Source organism: Cupriavidus numazuensis, from assembly GCF_905397435.1.
Taxonomy (GTDB): domain Bacteria; phylum Pseudomonadota; class Gammaproteobacteria; order Burkholderiales; family Burkholderiaceae; genus Cupriavidus; species Cupriavidus numazuensis.
Genome location: NZ_CAJPVI010000040.1, coordinates 64,175 through 87,562, shown reverse-complemented (window position 1 = coordinate 87,562; position 23,388 = coordinate 64,175). Strand labels below are relative to the sequence as shown.

General features: G+C 66.7%; 25 protein-coding genes. 17 read left to right on the top strand and 8 right to left on the bottom strand.

Features of this window, described 5'->3' with window-relative positions:
* Positions 1–404 precede the first annotated feature (404 nt).
* From KHO41_RS27590 to mdcH, 11 genes are all read left to right on the top strand, one after another.
* Entirely contained in the window at positions 405–803 is a 399-nt protein-coding gene (locus KHO41_RS27590; RefSeq protein ID WP_211956424.1) for a hypothetical protein, read from the top strand.
* A gap of 127 nt (positions 804–930) precedes the next feature.
* The gene (locus KHO41_RS27585; protein ID WP_211956423.1) at positions 931–1,194 is read left to right on the top strand and encodes a cupin domain-containing protein; all 264 of its coding nucleotides are present in this window, start codon (positions 931–933) and stop codon (positions 1,192–1,194) included.
* A 330-nt stretch (positions 1,195–1,524) separates the two neighbouring features.
* Positions 1,525–2,931 (top strand): SLC13 family permease, encoded by a 1,407-nt coding sequence (locus KHO41_RS27580; protein ID WP_211956422.1) that lies wholly within the window; start codon positions 1,525–1,527, stop codon positions 2,929–2,931.
* Positions 2,932–2,978: 47 nt separating this feature from the next.
* The gene (locus KHO41_RS27575; RefSeq protein WP_211956421.1) at positions 2,979–3,899 is read left to right on the top strand and encodes a LysR family transcriptional regulator; all 921 of its coding nucleotides are present in this window, start codon (positions 2,979–2,981) and stop codon (positions 3,897–3,899) included.
* Positions 3,900–4,004: 105 nt separating this feature from the next.
* Positions 4,005–5,663 (top strand): malonate decarboxylase subunit alpha, encoded by a 1,659-nt coding sequence (gene mdcA, locus KHO41_RS27570; RefSeq protein WP_211956420.1) that lies wholly within the window; start codon positions 4,005–4,007, stop codon positions 5,661–5,663.
* On the top strand, positions 5,663–6,577 hold the full coding sequence (locus KHO41_RS27565) for a triphosphoribosyl-dephospho-CoA synthase (protein ID WP_211956419.1): 915 nt from the start codon (positions 5,663–5,665) through the stop codon (positions 6,575–6,577). The genes mdcA and KHO41_RS27565 overlap by 1 nt, the downstream gene beginning before the upstream one ends.
* A gap of 9 nt (positions 6,578–6,586) precedes the next feature.
* Positions 6,587–6,904 (top strand): malonate decarboxylase subunit delta, encoded by a 318-nt coding sequence (locus KHO41_RS27560; protein WP_211956418.1) that lies wholly within the window; start codon positions 6,587–6,589, stop codon positions 6,902–6,904.
* A complete protein-coding gene (locus KHO41_RS27555) occupies positions 6,901–7,761 on the top strand; it encodes a biotin-independent malonate decarboxylase subunit beta (protein ID WP_211956417.1) in 861 nt (286 codons plus the stop codon). Before KHO41_RS27560 ends, KHO41_RS27555 begins: the two co-directional genes overlap by 4 nt.
* Positions 7,758–8,579 (top strand): biotin-independent malonate decarboxylase subunit gamma, encoded by an 822-nt coding sequence (gene mdcE, locus KHO41_RS27550; RefSeq protein WP_211956416.1) that lies wholly within the window; start codon positions 7,758–7,760, stop codon positions 8,577–8,579. The genes KHO41_RS27555 and mdcE overlap by 4 nt, the downstream gene beginning before the upstream one ends.
* Positions 8,567–9,211 (top strand): malonate decarboxylase holo-ACP synthase, encoded by a 645-nt coding sequence (locus KHO41_RS27545; protein WP_211956415.1) that lies wholly within the window; start codon positions 8,567–8,569, stop codon positions 9,209–9,211. The genes mdcE and KHO41_RS27545 overlap by 13 nt, the downstream gene beginning before the upstream one ends.
* Entirely contained in the window at positions 9,208–10,134 is a 927-nt protein-coding gene (gene mdcH / locus KHO41_RS27540) for a malonate decarboxylase subunit epsilon (protein WP_211956414.1), read from the top strand. Before KHO41_RS27545 ends, mdcH begins: the two co-directional genes overlap by 4 nt.
* Positions 10,135–10,146: 12 nt before the next feature.
* Here mdcH and KHO41_RS27535 read toward each other — a convergent pair whose 3' ends face one another.
* Positions 10,147–10,872 carry a Coq4 family protein gene (locus KHO41_RS27535; protein WP_211956413.1) on the bottom strand — a complete coding sequence of 242 codons (726 nt, stop codon included), beginning with the start codon at positions 10,870–10,872 and terminating at the stop codon, positions 10,147–10,149.
* A 132-nt stretch (positions 10,873–11,004) separates the two neighbouring features.
* On the opposite strand from KHO41_RS27535, the gene KHO41_RS27530 reads away from it, so the two are divergent.
* Positions 11,005–11,394 (top strand): hypothetical protein, encoded by a 390-nt coding sequence (locus tag KHO41_RS27530; RefSeq protein ID WP_211956412.1) that lies wholly within the window; start codon positions 11,005–11,007, stop codon positions 11,392–11,394.
* 35 nt (positions 11,395–11,429) lie between these two features.
* Here KHO41_RS27530 and KHO41_RS27525 read toward each other — a convergent pair whose 3' ends face one another.
* The gene (locus tag KHO41_RS27525) at positions 11,430–12,392 is read right to left on the bottom strand and encodes an alpha/beta fold hydrolase (RefSeq protein ID WP_211956411.1); all 963 of its coding nucleotides are present in this window, start codon (positions 12,390–12,392) and stop codon (positions 11,430–11,432) included.
* Positions 12,389–13,918, bottom strand: a complete 1,530-nt coding sequence (locus KHO41_RS27520; protein ID WP_211956410.1) for a flavin-containing monooxygenase — start codon at positions 13,916–13,918, stop codon at positions 12,389–12,391. The genes KHO41_RS27525 and KHO41_RS27520 overlap by 4 nt, the downstream gene beginning before the upstream one ends.
* Before the next feature lie 74 nt (positions 13,919–13,992).
* Here KHO41_RS27520 and KHO41_RS27515 point away from each other — a divergent pair, with 74 nt between their 5' ends.
* The 4 genes from KHO41_RS27515 (at position 13,993) to KHO41_RS27500 (ending at position 17,078) form a co-directional block, all read left to right on the top strand.
* On the top strand, positions 13,993–14,637 hold the full coding sequence (locus KHO41_RS27515) for a TetR/AcrR family transcriptional regulator (protein ID WP_211956409.1): 645 nt from the start codon (positions 13,993–13,995) through the stop codon (positions 14,635–14,637).
* 148 nt (positions 14,638–14,785) lie between these two features.
* The gene (locus tag KHO41_RS27510) at positions 14,786–15,790 is read left to right on the top strand and encodes an acyl-CoA dehydrogenase family protein (RefSeq protein ID WP_211956408.1); all 1,005 of its coding nucleotides are present in this window, start codon (positions 14,786–14,788) and stop codon (positions 15,788–15,790) included.
* The gene (locus KHO41_RS27505; protein WP_211956407.1) at positions 15,787–16,398 is read left to right on the top strand and encodes a class I SAM-dependent DNA methyltransferase; all 612 of its coding nucleotides are present in this window, start codon (positions 15,787–15,789) and stop codon (positions 16,396–16,398) included. The genes KHO41_RS27510 and KHO41_RS27505 overlap by 4 nt, the downstream gene beginning before the upstream one ends.
* Positions 16,395–17,078, top strand: a complete 684-nt coding sequence (locus KHO41_RS27500; RefSeq protein ID WP_211956406.1) for a glycosyltransferase — start codon at positions 16,395–16,397, stop codon at positions 17,076–17,078. Before KHO41_RS27505 ends, KHO41_RS27500 begins: the two co-directional genes overlap by 4 nt.
* A 47-nt stretch (positions 17,079–17,125) precedes the next feature.
* Here KHO41_RS27500 and KHO41_RS27495 read toward each other — a convergent pair whose 3' ends face one another.
* The 4 genes from KHO41_RS27495 to mhpA form a co-directional block, all read right to left on the bottom strand.
* The gene (locus KHO41_RS27495) at positions 17,126–17,881 is read right to left on the bottom strand and encodes an IclR family transcriptional regulator (RefSeq protein WP_244874056.1); all 756 of its coding nucleotides are present in this window, start codon (positions 17,879–17,881) and stop codon (positions 17,126–17,128) included.
* Positions 17,882–17,961: 80 nt separating this feature from the next.
* Positions 17,962–19,305, bottom strand: coding sequence for an MFS transporter (locus KHO41_RS27490; protein ID WP_211956405.1), 1,344 nt, complete (start codon positions 19,303–19,305; stop codon positions 17,962–17,964).
* 167 nt (positions 19,306–19,472) lie between these two features.
* Positions 19,473–20,318, bottom strand: a complete 846-nt coding sequence (locus KHO41_RS27485; RefSeq protein ID WP_211956404.1) for a fumarylacetoacetate hydrolase family protein — start codon at positions 20,316–20,318, stop codon at positions 19,473–19,475.
* Positions 20,319–20,377: 59 nt separating this feature from the next.
* Complete coding sequence (gene mhpA, locus KHO41_RS27480) at positions 20,378–21,886, bottom strand: bifunctional 3-(3-hydroxy-phenyl)propionate/3-hydroxycinnamic acid hydroxylase MhpA (protein ID WP_211956403.1); 1,509 nt, start codon at positions 21,884–21,886, stop codon at positions 20,378–20,380.
* A gap of 116 nt (positions 21,887–22,002) precedes the next feature.
* On the opposite strand from mhpA, the gene KHO41_RS27475 reads away from it, so the two are divergent.
* Complete coding sequence (locus KHO41_RS27475; protein WP_211956430.1) at positions 22,003–22,551, top strand: VOC family protein; 549 nt, start codon at positions 22,003–22,005, stop codon at positions 22,549–22,551.
* 311 nt (positions 22,552–22,862) lie between these two features.
* On the opposite strand, the gene KHO41_RS27470 is transcribed toward KHO41_RS27475, so the two are convergent.
* Entirely contained in the window at positions 22,863–23,339 is a 477-nt protein-coding gene (locus KHO41_RS27470) for a PaaI family thioesterase (protein ID WP_211956402.1), read from the bottom strand.
* Positions 23,340–23,388 lie beyond the last annotated feature (49 nt).

Below are 23,388 nucleotides of genomic sequence, written 5' to 3'. Positions count from 1 at the left end.
GCACACTACGATAAAAATTCGCCCCTTTGGGGCAACCAAAACGCGTTTTTGGTTACTTTTGTCGCTCGGACAAAAGTGACTCGCCGGCTACGCCGGCGAAACAGCCGCGCCAGCGAAGAGCGACAACCCGCCCCCAACGAGAAGCCCCACCGGCCACACCAGCGAACCAGCGAACCAGCAGCACACAAGGCCTGCATCGGAACTGTTGGATCCCCGCGGTAACGCTGAGACCCCGTGTTGGCCCGCACCCACCATTCCACACGCGGCAACTGCACTTTCGACGCATTTTTGCGCCAGCACAGCCACATTTTTCCCACCACATCCATTGGCATGCGGCGTGCGTAAAAGGAAGAGAACGTCCGTCACGTTCTGCCCGCTTCCCTTCCAATACAAGGAGTTACGACATGACCCGCAAACTGGCCACTTCGATCCTCGCTTCTGCCGCTTTTGCCGCCGCCTTCGTTGCCGGCACTGCCCATGCCACCGACCCGCGCGACAGTCCGTTCCCCGGCGACAAGTACGGCTACAACTTCCGCACCGACGCACGCGACGTCTATGGCAACGGCGCCCGCGTGGGCCGCTATGACCCGTACACCGATGGCGCGCGCGATGTCGCCCCCGCTACGCGTGACATCGAGGACGCACGCAAGCTGTCCGGTATGGACCGCCGTGGCGTGTCGAGCGAGCCGTCGCGCGGTTTCGATGTGTATAGCGAAGGCTCACTGGCCGGTATGGACCGCCGCGGCGTGTCGAGCGAGCCGTCGCGCATGATGGATGTCTACACGGACGGGAGCGTCGCCTGACCTGCCGGGCCGGGCGTTCGATCACTGTGGCGCCCGGCCCTGCGTGGCAGTCTCCGACCCGGCATCCGCTATATTGCAGAGACGCGAGAGGCCTTGCTCGCCTGCATCACTGCCACCGGGAACCCACATGCAACGAGAAGCGTTCGTCGATGCCCTCTCCCGCGAGGGCTTTGAGGAATTCGTGACCGTGACGCGGGAAGCCGGCGCCATGGACGAGCACTCGCATCCGTTCGAAGCCAAGGCGCTGATCCTGGCCGGGGAAATCCACATCCGCATCGGCGATGACGAGCGGCTCTACAAGGCGGGAGACGTCTTTCACCTGCCCGCCAATCTCCCGCATGCCGAGCGCTACGGGCCCGACGGCGTGGAGTATCTCGTAGGCCGCCGCTAGCAAGTTCGCCGTGACGGCAGCGGCTCGCCCCGCTTGCCTGTTTCGCTTTGCGTAAGGATTCGCAAGGCGCCTTAATTGACGTGCCTCCCGCCGCTCCCTATTGTCAGTTCCACAACAAATAGTCTGGAACAGCGGTGGGCGCGCCCATCTCGCCCGTGCTGCCCGCGCTGTTCTCAAGCAACAGGAGACTGACGTGCCTATCACTCCCGCCACGCCATAGCAGCCGGGGCGCCCACGCCAGGCGTTCCTTCCCGAGGATCCGGTTTTACCTTCTCCCCGCCTTCCAACCAGGCGGCGGACGCGCTCGCGCCTGCCGCCTTGGAGTCTGCCATGTCGCTACACCTGATTTCCATCTCCGTCCTGGGGCTGATGTTCGTCATCGCCACGGTCCTGCCGGTCAATATGGGCGTGCTGGCCTTTGTCGGCGCATTCCTGATCGGCACGTTCGCCGCGGCCATGCCGGCGAAGGCGATCCTGGCGGGCTTTCCCGCCGACCTGTTTCTGACGCTTGTCGGCATTACCTACCTGTTCGCGGTGGCGCAGAACAACGGCACCATCGACTGGCTGGTCAGGATGGCCGTGCGCGCGGTGGGCGGCCGGATTGCCGCGATTCCCTGGATCATGTTCCTGATTGCCGCACTGCTGACGTCGGTGGGTGCGGTCAGCCCGGCGGCGGTGGCGATCATTGCGCCGATCGCGCTTGGCTTTGCGGCCCGCTACGGCATCAACCCGCTGCTGATGGGCCTGATGGTGATTCACGGGGCACAAGGCGGTGGCTTTTCGCCGATGAGCATCTACGGCGGCATCACCAACAAGATCGTGCAGAAGGCGGGCCTGCCGCTGAACGAAATGGCGACGGCGTTTGCGAGCCTCGGCGTCAACCTGGCGGTGGCCGCCGGGCTGTTCGTCGCGTTTGGCGGACTGCGCCTGATGCGCCAGTCCGCGCAAGCGGCCGCCACGCCCCAGGCCATGGCCACCGGCGTGCTGGCCATGGGCCATCCGTTCAGCGCAGGCTCGCCAGTAGCACAGGGCGCCCAGATCTTTGGCGATGCGGAGGCCGAGGCGCGCCAGGAAGAGCAGAAGACCATCTCGCACGACCCCGACGCGCTGCTCGAAGGTGGCGCCGCCACCTTGTCCGAGGCACCTGCCGGCCTTTACCAGTACCTGACGCTGGCGGGCCTGGTGGCACTGGCGGTGCTGACGCTCTACTTCAAGCTCGATATCGGCTTCGTGTCGCTGACCATTGCGCTGGCGCTCACGCTGATGGCGCCGGAGCAGCAGAAACGCGCGCTGAGCCAGGTGTCGTGGCCCGAGATCATGCTGATCGTCGGCGTCAGCACCTACGTAGGCGTGATGGACAAGATGGGGACCATCGACTTCGTCGGCCATAGCGTCGCCGGACTGACATCGCCGATGATGGCCGCGCTGCTGCTGTGCTTCGTCGGCGCGGTCGTGTCGGCGTTCGCTTCTTCGACCGCGGTGCTCGGCTCGCTGATCCCGCTCGCAGTGCCGTTCCTGCAACAAGGGTCGGATGTCAGCGCGATCGGCTTCATCGCCGCCATGGCTGTGTCGTCGACGATCGTCGATGTCAGCCCGTTCTCCACCAACGGCGCGCTGGTGCTGGCGAATGCGCAGGGCGTGGACCGGCAGGCGTTCTTCCGCAAGCTCATGGTCTATGGGATGCTGGTCACCATCATTGCCCCGGTGGTGCTCTGGTTTGTCTTTGTCGTGCTGTGAGCGCCGCGCGGCTAAGATAGGGGGCCTCGTTCCCAACAGTGCCCCCAATGAGAATCCGCATCGGCGAAGAGATCACCTTCCGCAAACTCGAAGCGCTGCTGGCGTTCATGGAATCCGGCAACCTGGCCAAGGCCGCGGAGATCCTCGATACCAGCACGGTCAGCGTGCACCGCGCGCTGCACTCGCTCGAAGAAGGGACGAGCTGCGCGCTGTTCCGGCATGAAGGCCGCAACCTGATCCCGACCGATGCGGCGCATGTGCTGGCCGATACCGCGCGCGAGGTGCTCAAGGCCATGGCCGACGGCATCCGCGCCACGCGCGAGGCTGCCGGCTACCTGGCCGATCATCTGAAGATCGGCTCGCTGTATTCGCTGACGGCGCACACGGTGCCGCAGATCGTGATCGGCCTGAAAGCCAGGCGCCCGGACCTGCAGACCGAACTGGTGCTGGGCTCGAACGCCGACCTGCTGCAGATGCTCAAGCAGGGCTCGATCGACGCCACGCTGATGGCCACGCCCGAGCCGGACCCCGAGATCGAATCCATCCCGCTGTTCGAGGACGAGATCTTCTTCGCCGCGCCGGCCGACTCGCCCTACGCGGCGATGCCAGCCGTCGACCTGCGCGCCTGCCGCGACGAGCCGTTCGTGTCGCTGAGCGAGGGCTTCGCCACCTCGCGCGGCTTCGCGGAGGCGTTCAAGATCGCGGATTTCCAGCCGAACCTGGTCATGAAGGTCGGCGACATCTTTTCGCTGATGAACCTGGTAGGCGGCGGCGTCGGCTACACGCTGCTGCCAGGCCGCGTGAAAGCCGTGCATTCGCGCAATGTGGCATTCGTGCCGCTTACGTCCGACTACGACAATATCCGGCAGACCATTGGCCTGAGCTTCCTGCGCCGGCGCGAACGCGATCCCAACCTGCTTGCGCTGGCGGCCGTGTGCCGCATGGCGATGCGGCAAGCCGAGAAGTAAGCCTCGCTTTCGCCAAGCGTAACGATCCTGCCCCACGCGTGATTGTTCCGCGCTCTCCGGCTGTTTATGGTTGAAGCCATCAGACAGACCATAGCCGGAGACACGATGACCAGCACCACCCCGGGGCGTCAGTGGAACACCCGCAGAGAAGCCAAGGCACGGCGCAAGCAGCAAGGCGCCGCCATCGCGCAGGGCAAGCGCATACCGACCGGCGATATCGTGCCCTTCCTGGAGGCCGTACTGCTCCCGGGCGATCGCGTGGTGGTCGAAGGCAATAACCAGAAGCAGGCCGATTTCCTGTCCCGCTCGCTCGCGCAGGTCAGCCCGGAGCGCGTGAACGGGCTGCACATGATCATCCCGAGCGTCAGCCGGGTCGAGCACCTGGACCTGTTCGAGCGCGGCATCGCGCGCAAGCTCGACTTCTCGTATGCGGGCGCACAGAGCATCCGGATTTCGCAGTTCCTCGAAGACGGGCTGCTCGAAGTCGGCGCGATCCACACCTATATCGAACTGTACGCGCGCCTCTACGTGGACCTCGTGCCCAACGTCGTGCTGATTGCTGGCTACAAGGCCGACCGCGATGGCAACCTGTACACCGGCCCGAGCACCGAAGACACGCCCGCGCTCGTGGAAGCCGCCGCGTTCCGCGACGGCCTCGTGATCGCGCAGGTCAACGAGATCGTCGACGACCCGGCCGACCTGCCGCGTGTCGATGTGCCGGGCTCGTGGGTCGACTACGTGGTGCAGGCCGACCAGCCGTTCTTCTGCGAGCCGCTGTTCACGCGCGATCCCCGCCTGATCAAGCCCGTGCACGTGCTGATGGCGATGATGGCGATCCGCGGCATCTACGAACGCCACCAGGTGCAGTCGCTGAACCACGGCATCGGCTTCAACACGGCGGCGATCGAACTGATCCTGCCGACCTATGCCGAGTCGCTGGGTCTCAAGGGCAAGATCTGCAAGTACTGGACGCTGAACCCGCATCCGACGCTGATCCCGGCCATCGAAACCGGCTGGGTCGAAAGCGTGCACAGCTTTGGCAGCGAACTGGGCATGGAGCCGTACGTCGCCGCTCGCCCCGACATCTTCTTCACGGGCGCGGATGGCTCGATGCGATCGAACCGCGCGTTCTGCCAGCTTGCCGGCCAATACGCGGTGGACCTGTTCATCGGCTCGACGCTGCAGATCGACGGCGACGGGCATTCGTCCACGGTCACGCGCGGCCGGCTGTCAGGCTTCGGCGGCGCGCCGAATATGGGCCACAACCCTGGCGGACGGCGCCATCCCACCCCGGCATGGCTGGACCTGATCGAGACCGATGACCCGCTCGCACGCGGCCGCAAGCTCGTCGTGCAGATGGTCGAAACCTTCCAGGCCGGCGGCAAGCCGACCTTCGTCGAATCGATGGATGCCGTGGACGTCGCACGCGAAAGCGGCATGCCGCTCGCGCCGGTCATGATCTACGGCGACGACGTCACGCACGTGCTGACCGAGGAAGGCATTGCCTACCTGTACAAGGCGCAGTCGCTCGAAGAGCGGCGCCGGATGATCGCGGCAGTCGCCGGCGTGACGCCGATCGGCCTGAAGCACGATCCCGCGCAGACGCGCCGCATGCGCAGCGACGGCCTGATCGCGCTGCCCGAAGACCTTGGCGTGCAGCGCAGCCAGGCCACGCGCAGCCTGCTGGCGGCCAAGAGCATGGCGGATCTGGTCGAGTGGTCGGGTGGCCTGTATGCGCCGCCGGCCCGCTTCCGGAGCTGGTAATGGGCGGCACAGCGGCAAGAATCATTTGGGCTGAAGATGCAGCCCCGTTGAACGACGCACCGTCGGCGAATGCACAAGCGCTGGCCGGCCTGGCGGTCGACGCCATCATCGACGAAGCGCGGCTTTCGCCCAAACCCGGCCTGGTCGACAGCCGCGGCAGTGGCGCGCATGCCGACCTGACGCTGGCGTTGATGCTGCGCTCCGCGCATGCGCTGGGCCCGTCGTTCGCAGCGATGGCCATGGCCGGCCAGCGGGCAACGCGCGTCGGCTATGCGCTGCGCGAGCGGCTCGGTGCGCTTGGCCGGGAGGCGGAAACCGCGATGTTCGCAGCGACGGGTGGCGTCAATACACATCGCGGCGCGATCTGGTGCCTCGGGCTGCTGGTCGGCGCGGCTGCGCAGCTTGATGCGGCCGGCAAACGAGCCAGCGCAAGCGCGGTCAGCCACGCCGCCGGCGCCATCGCGCGGCTCACCGATCGGCACCGGCCTGCGGTGACCGGCAACAAGGGCGAGCTGGCTTGCCTGGCTTATGGCGTAGGCGGCGCCCGCGCGCAGGCGCACGCGGGCTTTCCACACGTCATGCGGCGCGCGTTGCCAGTGCTGCAACACAGCCGCACGCGCGGCGACAGCGAGTCCGTGGCGCGCCTCAATGCACTGCTCGCGCTGATGAGCGCGCTGGACGACACCTGTGTGCTGGCCAGGACGGGCCGAGCTGGCCTCGCTTATATGCAGGCTGGTGCGCATGCGGTGCTGGCGGCAGGCGGGTCAGGCACCGTCGCGGGCCGGCGCGCGCTGCGCGAACTCGACGCCGGCATGCTGGCCCGCCGCGCATCGCCGGGCGGCGCCGCGGACTTGCTGGCCGCGACGATCTTCCTCGACAGGCTGTCTCAGGCATCCGGGACCGGGCAAATTTAGGAGGCTTCCATGGAACAACTGCGTTTTGAATACCCGGCAGGCTTGCCTGCCGCAGCCCGCGTGCTGGTCGGTGTGGTGGGATCGGGCGATCTCGAAGTGCTGGTCGAGCCCGGCACCGGTGGCGTGACCACGGTGGACGTCACGACCTCCGTCAACGGCTATGCCCGCGTCTGGGACGCGCAGCTATCGCGCGTATTCGCCGCGGAGCCGCGCGCCGCCATGCAGATCCGCATCCACGATTTCGGCGCCACGCCGGGCGTGGTCGGCATGCGGCTGGCCGAAGCATTCGAGGCGCTGGACGCGCACGGACAACAGGAGCGCACATGAACACCGCGTCCTTGCTCGCCCGCAACAGCTTCATCGAACTCAGTGCGCGTGAACGGGCCCGCGTGCTGCTGGATGCCGGCACGTTCCGCGAGCTGGCGGGGCCGTTCGACGGCCTGCAATCGCCGTGGCTCGCACGCCAGGGGATCGTGCCGCAAAGCGACGACGGCGTGATCGTGGCGAAGGGTCACATCGACGGGCAGCCCGTCGTGGTGCTGGCCATTGAAGGGGCTTTTCAGGGCGGCAGCCTTGGCGAAGTCGGCGGCGCGAAGATTGCCGGAGCGCTGGAGCTTGCCGCCGAGGACAACCGGCGCGGCGTACCGACGCGCGCCGTGCTGCTGCTGGAAACCGGCGGCGTGCGGCTGCAGGAAGCCAACCTGGGCCTCGCGGCCATCGCGGATATCCACGCGGCGATCGTCGATCTGCGGCGCTACCAGCCGGTAGTCGGCGTGATCGCCGGGCAGGTCGGATGTTTTGGTGGCATGTCGATTGCCGCCGGGCTGTGCACGTCGCTGGTCATGACGCAGGAAGGCCGGCTTGGCCTGAACGGACCCGCCGTGATCGAACAAGAAGCCGGCATTGCCGAATACGATTCGCGTGACCGCCCGTTTATCTGGAGCTTCACCGGCGGCGCGCAGCGTGCCGCCATGGGCTTCGCGGATGTGTACGTTGCCGACGACTGCGCCGCGCTGCGCGACGCGGTCGCGAGCGAGCTGCGTGTGCCCGTATCCGCCACGCATCGCAGCGAACGCTACCGCGAGGTGCTGTCCGTGCTGCAGGACTACGACGCCAGCGTGCAGCCCACGCCGGCCGAAGTGCAGCGCCTGTTTGGCCACTTCCATCGGGAGACTGACGCATGAACGCCACAGACAAGGACATGAGCCGCGGCGCTCGCTGGCTGCGCGCACTGGCGCCAGCGGCGCAATACCGCGAAGGCTTTCCGGACTCCGTCACCGTCGCGGACGGCGAGCTGGCCGGCACACTGGTCCGCTGGATCGCCGTGGTGCCCGATGCGGATAGCCGCTTCCCACGCGCTCGCAACGGCGAGGTCGGACTGATCGAAGGCTGGTCGCTCGCGCAGGCCGTGCGCGAGGTGGTCGAGGCCGATCGCGATGCCGCGGTCAAGCGCGCCATCGTCGCGGTGGTCGATACGCCCAGCCAGGCCTATGGCCGCCGCGAGGAGGCGCTCGGCATTCATCAGTCTCTGGCAGCCGCAGCGGCCGCGTATGCCGAAGCACGCCTGGCCGGGCATCCGGTCGTGGCATTGATCGTCGGCAAGGCCATGTCGGGCGCGTTCCTCGCGCATGGCTACCAGGCCAACCGCATCATCGCGCTGCGCGACAGCGGCGTGCTCGTGCACGCGATGGGCAAGGACGCCGCGGCCCGCATCACCATGCGTACCGTCGAGGACCTGGAGGCACTGGCCGCCACCGTGCCGCCGATGGCGTATGACATCGGCAACTTCGCGACGCTCGGCATCCTGTGGCGGCTGATCGATGTGGCGTCGGCCGATACTCCCGAACCAACAGACATCCACCTGGCCCGCGACACGATCCTGGCCGCGCTCGCGGATATCCGGCGCGACGGCGCGCGCGACCTGTCCGGCCGGCGCAACGGCGAGAACCGTGAGGCGTCACGTCAGGTGCGCGATTGCCTGCTGCGGCAATGGCAAGCCTGAACGTGTGCCGTCCGGCGCCGCACGACCTGCTCTGGCTGGCCGATGCGCGCCGCGCCCTGTGCGGCGTGGTGCTGCCGGACTGGGTCTCGCTCGCGGCGCTCGATACGATACCTGTGGTCGTGCGGCGTGATGCGAGACGAACCGGCGCGATCGCGATCGGTCTGCGCGGAAGATCGCGTGAAGAACGGTTCGGTACGTGGGTCTCCCCGGTAGATGTGGCGCGCGTGGTCACGCCCATGGACATCGCGGCGTCGCGCGCATGGCGGCATCCGGAGCTGGCCGCACTTGCCGCCATCCGCACGCTCGACGCGGTGGCCGATGCGCTCGACGCGCGCAACATCCGCTGGGGCGTGGGCGGCAGCGCTGGATTTACGCTTGCTAGCGGCATCAACGTGCTGCATGCGCAGAGCGACCTCGATCTGCTGGTCTACGCGGACCACTCGCTGTCACTAGCCAATGCGGATTTGCTGGCGGCGCTGCAGGATGCCGGCCCTGCACGGATCGACATCCAGGTCGATACGCCTCAAGGCGGCTTCTCGTTCCTCGAATGGCGGCGCACCCGCGGCAAGGTGCTGCTGAAGACAGCGCACGGACCCCGCATGTGCGCTGACCCGTGGCGAGCGACGCCATGAGCGTGCTGCTGACCTTTCCGGGCCAGGGCTCGCAGCGGGCCGGCATGCTCGCCGACCTGCCCGAGCATCCGGCCGTCGCCGCCGTGCTTGCAGAAGCCGCCGACGTGCTGCAAATGCCGCCCGCCGGCATGGACACCGCAGCACGCCTGCAATCGACGGTATGGGTACAACTGTGCCTGCTGACGGCCGGCGTGGCCATGGCGCGCTGCCTGGCGGCGGAAGGCGGCCGGGCCGACGCCGTTGCCGGTCTTTCGATCGGCGCCTATGCAGCGGCCGTCAGTGCGGATGTCCTGTCGTTCCCCGACGCGCTGCGGCTCGTGCGGCTGCGCGGCGAACTCATGGAGCAGGCGTATCCGAGCGGCTACGGCATGACGGCAATTCTCGGCATGGAGCGCATGCGGCTCGAGCCGCTGGTGGCGCAGATCCACACACCGCAAACGCCCGTCTATCTCGCCAACTTCAACGCGCCCGCACAGATCGTGATCGCCGGCAGCGTCCCGGCCATGGAAGCCGTCGCTACGCTGGCACTTGCTGCAGGCGCACAGGCGGCGAAGCGTGTCGCGATCCACGTGCCTTCGCATTGCGCCCTGCTCGATGACGCGGCCGCCGAACTGGGCAAGGCCATGGCAGACATTGCCGTGTCGCCACCGCGCCAGCGCTACTTCAGCGCGAGCCATGCGCGCGAACTGCGGGACCCGCGCCGGATCGTCGATGACCTGGCCCGCAACATGGCCGTCCCGGTGCGCTGGCACGAGACCATGCTGCTGGCCTACGCCAACGGTGCACGCGTGATCATCGAAGCGCCGCCCGGTGATGTGCTGACGCGGCTGGCGCAGCCCGTATTTGCGGATGGCATCGCCGTTGCGGCGGACAGGACGCGCGTCGATTCGCTGGCCGCGATCATGCGGCGCGGCCAGCCGTAACTGCCGTGCCGCTCAGGCGTGCCAGTCCTGCAGCGGATTGCACGCCATGTAGCGCGGCGCCTCGCCAATGCCCAGCCGGGCACGCGCGGCATCGAGCGGTTCATGCAGCAGCGCTTCGTAGTCCTCTTCCAGCAGCCATTTCGTGCGGCGGCCGAGGCGGTAGCCTTCCAGCACTGCACGCGCAAAAGCGACGCTCCCTGTCAGGCGCAGGCTCTTCAGCGATGCCGCCACCGCGATGAACGCCCAACCCAGTCCGCCAGTCTGCGCATAGCTGAACGCGACCAGCGCGGCTTCGCCCAGGCTCTCGTCCGCGCGGTAGCCGGTCAGCACGTGCCAGATATCGTGGATATCGCGCGTGCGCCGGCCGAACCACATGTAGGCGTCTTCGACCAGCGGCTCGCGGCCGAGGTTGGAGATATCCGCCAGTCCATCGGCGCTGTAGCCGGTCTTGCGCAGGAAATCGCGATACGCAGCGCCCACTGTGCCCGGCGCAAAGCTCGCCACGAAGGCAGGGTCGGCGAGCCGCTCCGCCAGTTCGGTGCGCTGATAAACCAGCCGTCGCCCGTCGGGCGTGCCGAGCAGGCGCGCGAAATTCTTCGGCATGGACGGCCCGTTCAGCGCGCGCATGATCAGGAACACCTGCGTGGTGTCGTGCCCGTCGGCCAGCAGCTTGCGCATCGCGCTGAAGGCGGTGGCGTAGTCACGCTTGTACGGATTTGGAGCAATCGCGGCGTCCATCGGCGTCATCCTTTCGGCAGTGGGTCAGTGGCTCGGGCGTTCGGCAGCAGCCGGCACGGTGTGAGGTTCGGACGGACCTGCGCTACACATTCTCAGGTAGCATGCAGCGTCGCATCCACAAAGGGAACATGCATGTCCGCAACCCGCATCCTCCTGCTCGCGGCGGTCGTGGTGCCTTGGCTGGCCGCCTGCGCCAGCGGCGCCAACGTCGAATACCTCGAGGCCCAGGAACCGAAGCAGATCCATTCCGACGCGAGCGTCGGCGACCTCACGCTGTGCCTGAAGAGCAGGCTCCGGGAAGAAGCCAACGTCGTCGCCTACCCGGAACCGGGCAAGGTCGATGTGCGCATCGGCTCGGCCACGCGCTCCGACACCGGTTATTTCTACATCGTGAGCCTGCGGCAGGCGCGGCAGGGAACGGATGTCGAGATCCGTGGTTCGGGCGAGTGGCGTCCGACGATGACCCCGAGCCGTGTCGCCGGTTGGGTGCAGGACTGCAAGCCCGGCATGGCCCACCACTGAGGATCGGTGCCGGAGCCGCGCGCGGGGCATTGCACTCATGCCGCCACCTGCTGACCTTCGCGCAGCCGCGCCGCGGCTTCGCGGACGAAATCGACGCAGGTCGCGGCGGCGGTAATCGGCAGCATATGCCCGCCAGGCACCAGCGTCAGCGTGGCACCGGGCATCTTGTTCACCAGGGCGTCGCCATTGGCAGCGGGATCGAGTATCCGGTCTTCGCGGCCGAACAGGATGCTCACCGGCAGGCGCAGTTCTCCGTAGCGCGCCACCAGCCTCGGCAGGCTCGGCACACCAGCGACCAGATCCTCCGACGCCGCAACGAAATGGCTGGGCCGCAAAGCCAGCATGCCACCGCCGCGCAGCGCGAAGTCCGCAGGCACGGGATCGGGGCCGAAGACGATGTCCAGCACCTCGTCGCGCCGCAAGTCCGACATCGGCACCGCGAGCGTCCACCCCACGAACCGGCGCAGCCAGGGCTGCCGGATGGTCAGCGGCCGGAACACCGGTGGAATCTCTTCGGCCGGATGCGTCAGCGGCGCCAACAGGGCGAGTCCGCCGACACGATCCGGATGGCCTGCCGCCAGCGCAAGCGCAATGGCCCCGCCTAACGAATGGCCGACCACTAGCGGCCGCTCCAATCCGAGCTTGTCGATCAGCGCCGCCAGCACGTCGGCCTGCGCCGCCAGGTCTGCGCGCGCGCCGGCAGTGCGTACGGAATAGCCCGAGCCAGGCCGGTCCACCGCCACGACGCGAAAATCGCGCGCGAGTGGCTCGATCATGCCGTAGCCGAAATTGCCGAGCTGGCCCGACAGGCCATGCACGAGCAGCAACGCGGGCCCCTGCCCGCGCTCGACGACATGCAGGCGCGCACCGGGTACATCGACAAAACGGCCATCGGGCGGCAGCGCGGCCTCGACGCGCCGCACCTTGCGCACGGTGTAAAGGAACAGGGCGGCGAAGAGCGCCGCGAAAGCCAGCACTGCATAGAACAGGAAGGTCATGGTTGTACCTCGCCGCCCGACAGGCTGACCGGCGCTTTGCGCGGCGCTGACGCGGCATGGGGCGTATCGAACTGGAGCACGCCATCGTCAATGCGGCCGTGGCGGATCGTGAGCATGTCCATCAGGTAGTTCTGGTAGAGCCGCCATGGCTTGCGGTCGCCCTGACGGGGCAACACGCTGGCGGCGCGCTGCACATAGCCGGACGTGAAGTCCAGGAAAGGCGTGGGCTGTACCGCGGCGTTGCGCCGCGGCATGGCCGCGCGATACCCACGACGGTCCATGTAGCGCAGCAGCCGGCACACGTACTCCGCGGTGAGATCCGCTTTCAGCGTCCACGAGGCATTGGTGTAGCCGAAGGCCAGCACCAGGTTCGGCACGTCGCTGAGCATCATGCCCTTGTAGGCCATCTGCTCGGCCGGCACGCGCGGCTGGCCGTCCACGCTGAGGGCAATATCGCCGAGCATATTGAGCTTGAGCCCGGTCGCCGTCACGACGATATCGGCCGGCAGTGTCTGGCCCGATCCGAGCACAATGCCGTCTTCCGTGAAGCGGTCGATGGTGTCGGTCACGACCGAAGCGCGGCCCTCGCGGATCACGCGGAACAGGTCGCCGTCCGGCACCAGGCATACGCGCTGGTCCCACGGCTTGTAGCGCGGCGTGAAGTGCTGGCCGACATCGACGTCAGGACCGAGCTGCGCGGCAGCCATGCCGATCATGCGCTCGCTGACGCGTTCCGGCCGGCGACGCGCGAGCTGGAAGAAGAACATGCCGAGCAGCACGTTTTTCCAGCGCGTAGCGGCATAGGCCAGTCCTTCCGGCAGCAGCCGGCGCAACTTCGCGGCAATGGCGTCCTCGCCGGGCCGTGTCACGACGTAGCTCGGCGAACGCTGCAGCATGGTCACGTGCGCGGCCGTGCCGGCCATGGCAGGCACCATCGTCACAGCAGTAGCGCCACTGCCGATCACCACCACGCGCTTGCCGGCGTAGTCGAGCGAAGCGTCCCAGAACTGCGGATGCACGATGCGTCCGCGAAAACTGTCCTCGCCCGCGAAGGCCGGCCGGTGGCCCGCGGCGTAGCTGTAGTAGCCCGCGCACACATACAGAAGCCGCGCGCGCCACTGCTGCCGGCTGCCATCGGCACCACGCTCGGCCGTGACCGTCCAGCAGGCTTCGTGGCTGTTCCACGCCGCGCTCACCACCTTGTGGCCGAATCGGATGTGCGGCGTAATGCCCGCCTCGTCGGCGGTCTCGCGGATATAGGACAGGATCGACGGACCGTCGGCAATTGCTTTCGCGCCCTTCCATGGCTTGAAGCGGTAACCGAGCGTGTACATATCCGAATCCGACCGGATACCGGGATAGCGAAACAGGTCCCAGGTGCCGCCAATGGCCTCACGCGCCTCCAGGATGGCAAAGCGCTTGCCGGGGCACCGCTGCTGCAACTGCCGCGCGGCACCGATGCCCGACAAGCCGGCACCGACAATCAGCACATCGAGCAACGTGTCTTCAGGTGCGGCAGCAGTCATGTCGGATTTCCCGGATGCGGTCACTTCTGACACCATAGGTTGTCAGATGCAATCTGACAATAGGGAATGTCATAATGGCCCCCATGACGACCGCGCCGACCGAGCCCACCGAGACCTCCACTGCCCGCCGCTACCGCGGTGCAGCAGCCGACGAGCGCCGTACGCAGCGCCGTTGCCAGCTGATCGCGGCAGCCATCCAGGTCTATGGGGAGCGCGGCTACCAGAACTCCACGGTCAAGGCGGTCTGCGAGGCGGCTGGTCTGACCGAACGCTATTTCTACGAGTCCTTCGCCAACAGCGAGGCGCTGCTCGAAGCCTCGTTCCGCGCCGTGACCGATCTGCTGCTGCAATCGATCGAGCATGCAGCGCAAGATGCCGGGCGCGGCCGGCAGCAGCGCGCGCTGGCCATGCTGCGTGCGTACTTCGGTGCGCTGCAGCGCGAACCGCGTTCGGCCAGGGTGTTCCTGCTGGAGATCCGCGGCGTCAGCAAGCGCGTCGACGAAGCGCTCGACGAATCGCTGCGCGCGTTCGGGGGCCTGCTCGCACAAACGCTGCTGCCCGCCGGACAGACTGCGGATCCCCTGTTGCTGGCGGGCGTCGCGGGCGGTGTCGTGCATATCGCGCTGCGCTGGATCCGCGACGGCTATGCGCCGGACGTCGACACGGTGGCCGCCACCGCGGTTGAACTGGCAATGGTGCTCGCGCGCAAACCGGGCTGACTCACTTTTTCAGAAGCGCAGTACTGGCACCGGTAAAGATTGCATGTTCGGTGGCATAGGCACTCTGTAGCCGCTGTACCGTCGTAGCGCGAGACTGGCAAGGAACTTGCGGACGCGCCGTCATGCGCGACCGCTCTCCTTCGCCACCATGAACCTACGCGATACGATCCGTGGCCTGATCGACAGCCAGAGGCCGTCTGGCGACATTCCGCTGCCAGGACACGGCCATACCGCCGCGCGGTGGCAGGTGTTCGCCACCATCGCCGCCACGCAGGGACCGGTCGCCATCAAGCTGTTCGAAGCCCATGCCGATGCGCTGGCGATCCTGGCCGAGGTAGCGGGTGCATGTCCCGGTCGCGACACCCACTGGGCCATATGGGCCGCCGAGCCGCCCGATGCGCGTGTCCGCGCACGCCCGGCGCCGGACGTCGATGCACAAACGCTCGCAACACGCGCGGATATCGCGCATGGCAAGCCGCTCCTGCTCAACGGACGCAAGGCCTGGTGCTCGGGCGCGGGCGGCGTGTCCCATGCCCTGCTGACCTGCCATGGCGACGATGACGTTGCCGTGCTCGCCGCGATCGATATGGGCGGCCCGGGCGTAACGATCACGACCGATGGATGGCATGCAGTCGGCATGGCGGATACCGCAAGTGGCGATGTGCTGCTGCATGACTGTCCCGCGCTGCAGGTCGGCGGCCCGCGCGCCTATCTCGAACGCCCCGGCTTCTGGCATGGCGGCGCGGGCATCGCCGCCTGCTGGTACGGCTCGGTATTGCCGCTCGCATGGGCGGTGCGCGACACGATGCGCAAGCACGGCGACGCCCACGCCGCCGCGCACCTCGGCGCCATCGATGGCGATCTCCATGCCGCTGCCGCGTTGCTGCGGGAAACCGCCGCATGGATCGACGCCAATCCGACCGAAGATGCATTCGTCGCCGCGATGCGCCTGCGCACGGCCGTCGAAGCCGCCGTGCAGCGCGTGCTGCATCGCGCGGGCAATGTGCTTGGCGCCGGACCGCTCTGCCGGAATGCGCGCCTTGCTTCGCTCTATGCGGACCTGCCTGTATTCCTGCGGCAGAGCCACGCCGAACGCGACCTTGCAGTGTTGGGAACCGCAGTGAGCCACACCGACTGCGACTACGCGCTATGACCTCCGCGACCTCCCCGACCTCCGCGCAAGACTTCGACGCCATCTTCGAACAGGACGATCCGTGGGGCTTCGAGACACTGTGGTACGAAGCACGCAAGCGCGACCTGCTCATGGCCGCGCTGCCCGAAGCGAGATACGCGCGCGCACTCGAAGCGGGCTGCGCCACGGGCATGCTGACCGAGCGGCTCGCCTGCCGATGCGATGCGCTGCTGGCCATCGACGTGGCCGCTCGTGCCGTCGAGCGCATGCTGGCGCGCGTAGCCGGCCACGCGCATGTCGAGGGCCGCGTGGCCCGGCTGCCGCAGGAATGGCCCGCCGGCAGCTTCGACCTGATCGTGCTCAGCGAACTGGGCTACTTTTTCACGCCGGACGACTGGATCGCCACGGTCAAACATGCTGCCAGCGCGCTTGCGCCAGCCGGCACTATCGTCGCGTGCCACTGGCTGCGCCCGTTCGCCGAGCGGCAGATGGCAACGCGCCATATCCACGCGGCCATTGCGCGCCAGCCCGGACTGTACCGGCACGTGCGACACCTCGAGCCCGATTTCCTGCTGGAAGTCTGGTCGCGCAATGCGCAGCCGTTACGCATGCGGGAGGCCCTGCAATGATCGGCGTCGTGGTGCCCGTACACAACGAGGAGTCGTGCCTCGAAGCGTGCCTGATGGCGCTGCGCGTGGCGGCGCTGCATCCGGCGCTGAACGGCGAGCCGGTGATGCTCGTGGTCGTGCTCGACGACTGCACCGACGACTCGCTTGCCATCGCGCAACGTCATGCGGCGGCACAGGTGACGTGCCTGACCATGGCCGCGCGCAATGTCGGCATCGCCCGCCATCTTGGCGCGCAGCATCTGCTCGCACGCGAAGCGCGCTGGCTCGCCTTCACCGATGCCGACAGCCGCGTGGCGCCGGACTGGCTGGTGGCGCAACTGGCACTGTGCGCCGATGCGGTGTGCGGGCTGGTGACGGTGGAGGACTGGAGCCAGCAGCCGGCCCATGTCCCCGCAAGGTTCGATGCGCGATATTGCCGCAAGGACGGCCATCGGCACATCCACGGCGCCAACTTCGGCATTTGCGCGCGCACCTACCGTCACGCCGGCGGCTTCCCGCCGCATGCGAGCAGCGAAGACGTGGCGCTGGTGCAGCGCCTCATCGCGCTGAATGCACAGATCGCATGGAGCACGCAGCCGCGGGTCATGACCAGCGCGCGCGCAAAGGGACGTGCGCTAGGCGGCTTTGCGGATTACCTTGCCATGCTGGCCGCGCTTTCCGCAGATGTGCCGCCGGTGTAGTCAGCGACGTCACTCAGGCAACGCGGGACCTGGCAGGCCAGCACCGATCAGCGCGGCAGCGCGTCCGTGGCTACGGCAGAGGAAATCTTCGTAGCGGTGTCCTGCAGCAGTTCGAGCAGTTTGGCGTGATGCATGAACTCGAAGCGCCGCAGCGGAATGACGAGCGCGAGGGCCCCGACGGCCTGGGGCCCGCTGGCGAAGAACGGAACGGCGATGGCCCCGACATCCGCTTCGAGTTCGCCCCGGGACATGTAGTGACCGGCCTTGCGGATTTCCTGCAGCCTGCTCCAGAACTCGTCGAAAGTCTGCCCCATGGCAGCCTGGCGCACTTCAGCGGTGTGCTTGTCGAACAGGCGCGACAGCCGCGCGCGCGACAGCGTGGCCAGGATGACCTTGGGCGCCGCGCCGCGGAACAATGGCCGCGGCCGGCCGCGGCCATAGGCCAGGTGCAGGCCATCGGCGCCGGACTCGCGGTGGGTGTCGACGATCTCGTCATCGAAGATCCGCGTCATCACGCAGTCGCAGCCGGTCTGCTCGGACAGGTTCTGCATCAGCGGCTGGCCCGCGCGGAAAAACGGATCCACGGTACGCAACTGGTAGTCCAGCGTCATCACGCGCGGCCCAAGCGCGTAGCTTCCATCGCCAAGGCGCGCGAGCAGGCCCGCGTCGACCAGTTCGCGCACATAGCGATACCCCGTCGGCACCGAGCAACCAAGGTACTCGCAGATCGCCTCGGACGACCATGTGGGCTTCTCGACCGTGAACAGGTCAAGGATCGAAAGCATCTTGGTGAGGCTGGACATGGAGGAAGGGGCTGACGTTCACATTGTGAGAGTGGCGTCATTTTACCCGCCCGCCAGCCGAGGCAATCGGCAACGCGGCGCTAGTCCAGCACAACCACCCGGCCTCGACCAGTATCTCCCGCCCTGTCCACCGCATAACTCCGGTCCAGCACAACAATCGCCACCCCGCCCACCGCCAGCACCCCGCCAAAGAACTGATACAGATGCAACGGCGTCCATCCATGCGCGAGCATGTACCCAGTCCAGATCGGCACGATCACGGCGATGCTCCGGCCGAATCCGATCATCAGTCCGACACCGGTGCCACGCGCCACAGCCGGATACACCGCAGGACTGATCGCATAGAACGCGACGATGCCACCATTCACGAACAGACCGACGAGCACGGCAAGCGGCAGCGCCATCGACAAGTTGTGAATCTGCGTGGCATACAACGCGAAGGCAACCGCGCCACCGAGCAGCACGCCGGCGGTCACCAGCACAGGCCGGATCCGCAGCGACAGTGCGGCAAACACCAGCGCCGCCGCGACGCCGCCGACCATGATCAGCGTGCCCGCTCGCACGCCAAGCGCCGGGTTCCCGCTCGTATCGGCGATGATCTTCGTCGTCCACGTATTCGCGAAGTAGAACGCCGCGGTGAGCCCGGCATAGCCAATCCAGAGGCATAGCGTGCGCTTGAGCATGCCGCCGCCAAAGATCGATCTCAACGCTACGTTGCGCACCGTCTGCATGGAAGCCGCAGGCAGCTCGCGCGATGGCGCGAAGCCAAGGCGAGCCGCAATCGCGTTGTACTTCTCGAGCGCGCGGCGCGGCCGCTTGTCGATCAGGTACTCGACAGATTCCGGCAGTGTGAAAAAGACCAGTACCAGCATCAGCAGCGTGAGCACGCCGCCGAAGATGAACGGCGCGCGCCAGCCGTAGCTGGCGAGCAAGGGCGTGACGATGAGCCCCGCCAGCGCGGAGCCCAACGGCAGGCCGATGCCGTACAGACCCATCACGACGCCACGGCGCTTGTCCGAACTGAATTCCGATACGAGCACATTGATGCTGGCGATCACACCGCCGATAAACAGGCCGGCGAATGTGCGATAGGCAATGAGTTCCACCAGCGTGCCGGACGTTGCCGACAGCAGCATGCCCGTCGTGATAAAGCCCAGGCATACCAGGATCTGTGTGCGCCGCCCGATCCTGTCGGCAAGTGGCGAAACCAGGATCGCCCCGAGCGCCATGCCAAGGACGCTCGCGCTCAGCAGGTAGCCGACTTCGACCGGACTGAGCGACCATGCCTTGGCCAGCGTGGGAATGACGAACGGCATGACGATGATTTCGTATCCGTCGATCATGGTGATGAGAATGCAGATTGCCACGATCAGAATCTGCGACGCCCGCATTGGCTGCGTGCGCACGGCCTCGCGTATATCCATGCTTGTCTCCGTCTTATGATTATGTTGGGACGTACTGCATTGCCAGTCGGGCCATGTCCCTGGGACCGCTGCGAAAAACAGGGCAAAAACATGCCCGTGGCGCCTGCAACGGGCGCCAGGGCTTTGAGGAACAAACCGGATGCGGAGGGCCGCATCCGCGGGTTGGCTTACTCGGCGCGAATCGGGTTCGACAGCACGCCGAGCTTGCTCACTTCGATTTCCACGACATCACCGTCCTTCATGAACACTGGCGGATTGCGCTTGGCGCCGACGCCGCCCGGCGTGCCGGTCACGATGACATCGCCCGGCGCGAGCGTGACGAAGCTCGAGCAGTAGGCGATCAGCGTGGGGATCGAGAAGATCAGCATGTCGGTGGTGGCCTTCTGCATGACATTGCCGTTCAGGCGCGTTTCCAGCGTCAGCACTTCGTTCTCGCCGATTTCATCGGATGTCACCAGCGTCGGACCGAAGGCACCCGTGGCTTCGAAGTTCTTGCCCGGCCCCCATTGCGAGGTATGGAGTTGCCAGTCGCGGATGCTGCCGTCGTTGTAGCAGGCAAAGCCCGCGATATGCTGGAACGCGCGGTCCTCGGAAATGCGGCGGCCGCCCTTGCCGATCACGATGGCGATTTCGCCTTCATAGTCGAGGCGCTCCGACTCCGGCGGCAGCAGGATCGGCTGCTGGTGGCCCACCTGCGAGGCCGCCACGCGCATGAAGATCGTGGGGTGGTCGGTGCGCTGCTTCTTCGTTTCCTGAACGTGCTCGTCGTAGTTCAGGCCTGCGCAGAGGATCTTGTCGGGATCGGCGACGACCGGGCGATAGGCGTCGATGTCTTTGAGCGCGAAATCGGCATCGGCCTTCACGGCGGCGTTCTTCAGCGCTTCCACGCCGTCACGGCGCAGTGCGGCGCCAAGGTCGGTCAGGCCGAGACGCGCACCGAGATCGACGACGCCCTGATTCAATACGGCGCCGAAGCTGTTCTTGCCCTGGCGCGCAAAGCTGATGAATTGCATGTGATTCTCCTGTTCGGGGTTCAGATGGGAGTGGGGGAAATGGGAACGGTGGTTTGCTGTCAGGCTGCGGCTACCGTAGCCTTCGTGCCTTGCAGCGATTCGGCAAGCTGCACAAGCAGTGCTTGCAACTGCGGCAGGTTCGACGCCGTGCCGAATACGTAGCGGTCGGGACGGACAAGTACGGCGGCAGCATCGAGTTCGTCGAGCCATGCGTGCGTGCCTGCGCTGTCGTCTTCGATGATCGTGACGGGGTACGGCGCGAGCTGACGCAGCGCATCTCGCTGGCTCTCGCCGAGCAGGCCCGGCTTCATCAGGATCGCGAAGTCGCGCCGGGCGCGCTGGTCCAGACGTTCGCCCGAGGCCAGTGCCGGCTGGGCCGACACCATGCCGCTCGCCGGCTCGCGAAGGCGAAGTGCGCTGGCGCCGAGCCGCGGGCTCAGGCTGCGCATCTGGCGCGGTGCGGCGGCCAGCGTTCGGTCGCGCTCGGCGGCTTCGGCCGGGTCGCGTGCCTGGATGATCCCGCCGAGTTCGACGGCAAGCCGGATGTACTCGGTGACGTGCGGTGCGCGTTCGCCCTGATAGGAGTCGAGCAGTGCTTCCGAAGCGCCATGCCTGAGGATGGCCGCAAGCTTCCACGCGACATTCGCCGCATCGCGGATGCCCGCGCAAAGTCCCTGTCCGAGGAATGGCGGCGTCTGGTGTGCCGAGTCTCCCGCGAGCAGAAGCCGCCCCTGTCGCCAGCGCTGCGCGACGACCGCATGGAAGGTGTAGACCGCCGCGCGTTCGAGATCGGCGTCTTCCGGCGTCATCCACTTGTCGATCAGCGACCACACCGATTCGGGCCGCGCGATCTCGGCTGCGTCTTCATCGGGCAGCAGCATGATCTCGAAGCGGCGACGGTTGCCAACGCCGCGCACATAGGTCGCGGGGCGCGACGGGTCGCAGAACTGCACGCTGCAATCGCCAAGCACGGACCACGGCCGCTTGAGCAGCGCGTCGAAGACCAGCCAGCGCTCATGCAGGCCAAGGTCCGTCATCTCGCTGCCGATCAGGCGGCGCACCAGCGACCGCGCGCCATCGGCGCCGATCACGTAGGCGGCGTCAATCGCTTCGAGCTTGCCGCGACTCAGGTCCTCGAAGCGCACCGTGACATGGGTGGCGCAGGGCTCCAGCCCATAGACCTCGCAGCGCGTGCGCACCGTCACATTCGGCTGGCTGGCCAGACATTGGCGCAGCGTGCGTTCGAGATCAGGCTGGTGAAACCGGTAGCTCGAATGCCATCCCTGCGGACCGACGTCTTCGGGACGCGGCCAGTCCACAAGCAGTTGGCCTTCGGCATTCACGAACTTCATGCCCGTGGATACCCGACAATCGCCGGCGACTTCGGCGGACACGCCGATCGCATCGAAGACGCGCATGCATTCCGCATCAAAGTGCACCGCCCGGGGCAGCGGATAAGGCACGGCCTCGCGTTCCAGCACCGCCACGCTGAGTCCGTATCGACCCAGAAGGTTGGCCAATGTGGCGCCTACCGGCCCCATCCCAATCACCGCGACATCGACAAGCATCTCGCCTCCGAATCATTTGACTATCACAATTTGATAGTAGTATTCTGCGAATTCCAATGATTTGTCAAACCGAATCTTGCCTGCTATCAAGATTCGATATTTTCAGGAGACGAATGATGCGCAAGGGCCTTGCTTTCAGCCACGTCGGCATTTATGTGCGGGATCTGCCCGCGATGACGCGCTTCTATACGGCGCTGCTCGACTTCACCATCACCGACGCTGGCAAGCTCGACGGCCCCGCGGGCCCGATCGAGCTGGTCTTCCTGAGCCGCGACCCGGCCGAGCATCACCAGATCGTGCTGGCCACGGGCCGGCCCGAACAGGTGCCGTTCAATGTCATCAACCAGATCTCGCTGCGCGCGGACAGCCTCGCCACGCTGCGCGACCTGTACCAGCGCATGGAGGCCGCAGGCGCCACCGACATCCATCCGATCACGCACGGGAATGCTGTGTCCGTGTATGCGCGCGATCCGGAAGGCAACCGTCTGGAGCTGTTCGTCGATACGCCGTGGTACGTCAGCCAGCCGATGCGCGTGGCGGTCGACTTCTCCGAGTCCGACGACATGCTGATGCAGAAGATCGAGGCGCACGCGCGTTCGTTGCCGGGCTTCGAGCCGCGCAGCAATTGGCAGGCGCGCATGGCGGAGAGGATGGGACTTGTGTGATGCCAGGGAATGGTGCCGGGCCCGGCGCCCTGCTGTGCGAGCTTATGCGCGGGAAGGGTGTAGTCGCAGGGTCGCTGCAGCGCCCAATGAGCGATGAAGATAGAGGCCGCGTTCAGCGCGCGGCTGGGTGCCAGGGCCTGGCCGCAACTCGGCACGCACGTACGGCCGCTGATCGCGGTGCGCTACGCGCTTGCCGCGGCGCACATCGCGCATGCACGGCTTGAAGCAGGGGATGTAGGGTGGGACGTGAGGCTGCCGGACGTGGCGGGGCACACAACTGACCGGCGACACAGCGCCGGGACTGCCAGCTTCTACTTGGCTGACGCCAGCACCAGCAACGTAGAACTGCCATGGGCCAGGATGCGGCCGTCGGCGGCGAGCACGCGCGCCTCCGCCGTGATGATTTGCCGGCCCTGGTTGATCACGCGTCCCTCCGCACGCACGCGGCCTGTGTCGGCCTTGATCGGCCGAGAGAAATTGCCCCTGGTCTCGACCGTCGTGTAGCCCGTGCCTGCCGGCAACACGGAATTGGCCGCACAAGCCGTGGCGCTGTCGATCAGCGTCAGCGCCCACCCACCATGCACGGTACCCATCGGGTTGAAGAGGTGGGTGCCTGGATCGCCTTCAAACACTGCGAATCCATCGCCCACTTCCGTCAGCCGGAAGCCGAGTATCTGGGAGATCGGCGGTTGCGGCAGCCGCCCGTCGATGATGGCTTCCAGCACGGCCTTCCCGCTCATCTCCGCGATCTCGGCCGGCGATGCAACCCCATAGCGATAGTTCGTCACGTCAGTCTCCGTATTAATTACATGTAGATACACTGAATGTATTTGCATA

What these genes read in the sequence shown, in the direction of transcription:
- mhpA (WP_211956403.1), bottom strand. Translation starts at nt 21,886, where the DNA reads ATGCTTGTCGATGTCGCGGTGATTGGGATGGGGCCGGTAGGCGCCACA.
- KHO41_RS27515 (WP_211956409.1), top strand. Translation starts at nt 13,993, where the DNA reads ATGGCCCCCATGACGACCGCGCCGACCGAGCCCACCGAGACCTCCACT.
- mdcA (WP_211956420.1), top strand. Translation starts at nt 4,005, where the DNA reads ATGACCAGCACCACCCCGGGGCGTCAGTGGAACACCCGCAGAGAAGCC.
- KHO41_RS27525 (WP_211956411.1), bottom strand. Translation starts at nt 12,392, where the DNA reads ATGACCTTCCTGTTCTATGCAGTGCTGGCTTTCGCGGCGCTCTTCGCC.
- KHO41_RS27485 (WP_211956404.1), bottom strand. Translation starts at nt 20,318, where the DNA reads ATGCAATTCATCAGCTTTGCGCGCCAGGGCAAGAACAGCTTCGGCGCC.
- KHO41_RS27475 (WP_211956430.1), top strand. Translation starts at nt 22,003, where the DNA reads ATGCGCAAGGGCCTTGCTTTCAGCCACGTCGGCATTTATGTGCGGGAT.
- KHO41_RS27575 (WP_211956421.1), top strand. Translation starts at nt 2,979, where the DNA reads ATGAGAATCCGCATCGGCGAAGAGATCACCTTCCGCAAACTCGAAGCG.
- KHO41_RS27500 (WP_211956406.1), top strand. Translation starts at nt 16,395, where the DNA reads ATGATCGGCGTCGTGGTGCCCGTACACAACGAGGAGTCGTGCCTCGAA.
- KHO41_RS27520 (WP_211956410.1), bottom strand. Translation starts at nt 13,918, where the DNA reads ATGACTGCTGCCGCACCTGAAGACACGTTGCTCGATGTGCTGATTGTC.
- KHO41_RS27505 (WP_211956407.1), top strand. Translation starts at nt 15,787, where the DNA reads ATGACCTCCGCGACCTCCCCGACCTCCGCGCAAGACTTCGACGCCATC.
- KHO41_RS27490 (WP_211956405.1), bottom strand. Translation starts at nt 19,305, where the DNA reads ATGGATATACGCGAGGCCGTGCGCACGCAGCCAATGCGGGCGTCGCAG.
- KHO41_RS27495 (WP_244874056.1), bottom strand. Translation starts at nt 17,881, where the DNA reads ATGTCCAGCCTCACCAAGATGCTTTCGATCCTTGACCTGTTCACGGTC.
- KHO41_RS27560 (WP_211956418.1), top strand. Translation starts at nt 6,587, where the DNA reads ATGGAACAACTGCGTTTTGAATACCCGGCAGGCTTGCCTGCCGCAGCC.
- KHO41_RS27565 (WP_211956419.1), top strand. Translation starts at nt 5,663, where the DNA reads ATGGGCGGCACAGCGGCAAGAATCATTTGGGCTGAAGATGCAGCCCCG.
- KHO41_RS27555 (WP_211956417.1), top strand. Translation starts at nt 6,901, where the DNA reads ATGAACACCGCGTCCTTGCTCGCCCGCAACAGCTTCATCGAACTCAGT.
- KHO41_RS27545 (WP_211956415.1), top strand. Translation starts at nt 8,567, where the DNA reads ATGGCAAGCCTGAACGTGTGCCGTCCGGCGCCGCACGACCTGCTCTGG.
- KHO41_RS27510 (WP_211956408.1), top strand. Translation starts at nt 14,786, where the DNA reads ATGAACCTACGCGATACGATCCGTGGCCTGATCGACAGCCAGAGGCCG.
- mdcE (WP_211956416.1), top strand. Translation starts at nt 7,758, where the DNA reads ATGAACGCCACAGACAAGGACATGAGCCGCGGCGCTCGCTGGCTGCGC.
- KHO41_RS27530 (WP_211956412.1), top strand. Translation starts at nt 11,005, where the DNA reads ATGTCCGCAACCCGCATCCTCCTGCTCGCGGCGGTCGTGGTGCCTTGG.
- KHO41_RS27580 (WP_211956422.1), top strand. Translation starts at nt 1,525, where the DNA reads ATGTCGCTACACCTGATTTCCATCTCCGTCCTGGGGCTGATGTTCGTC.
- KHO41_RS27535 (WP_211956413.1), bottom strand. Translation starts at nt 10,872, where the DNA reads ATGGACGCCGCGATTGCTCCAAATCCGTACAAGCGTGACTACGCCACC.
- KHO41_RS27590 (WP_211956424.1), top strand. Translation starts at nt 405, where the DNA reads ATGACCCGCAAACTGGCCACTTCGATCCTCGCTTCTGCCGCTTTTGCC.
- KHO41_RS27585 (WP_211956423.1), top strand. Translation starts at nt 931, where the DNA reads ATGCAACGAGAAGCGTTCGTCGATGCCCTCTCCCGCGAGGGCTTTGAG.
- mdcH (WP_211956414.1), top strand. Translation starts at nt 9,208, where the DNA reads ATGAGCGTGCTGCTGACCTTTCCGGGCCAGGGCTCGCAGCGGGCCGGC.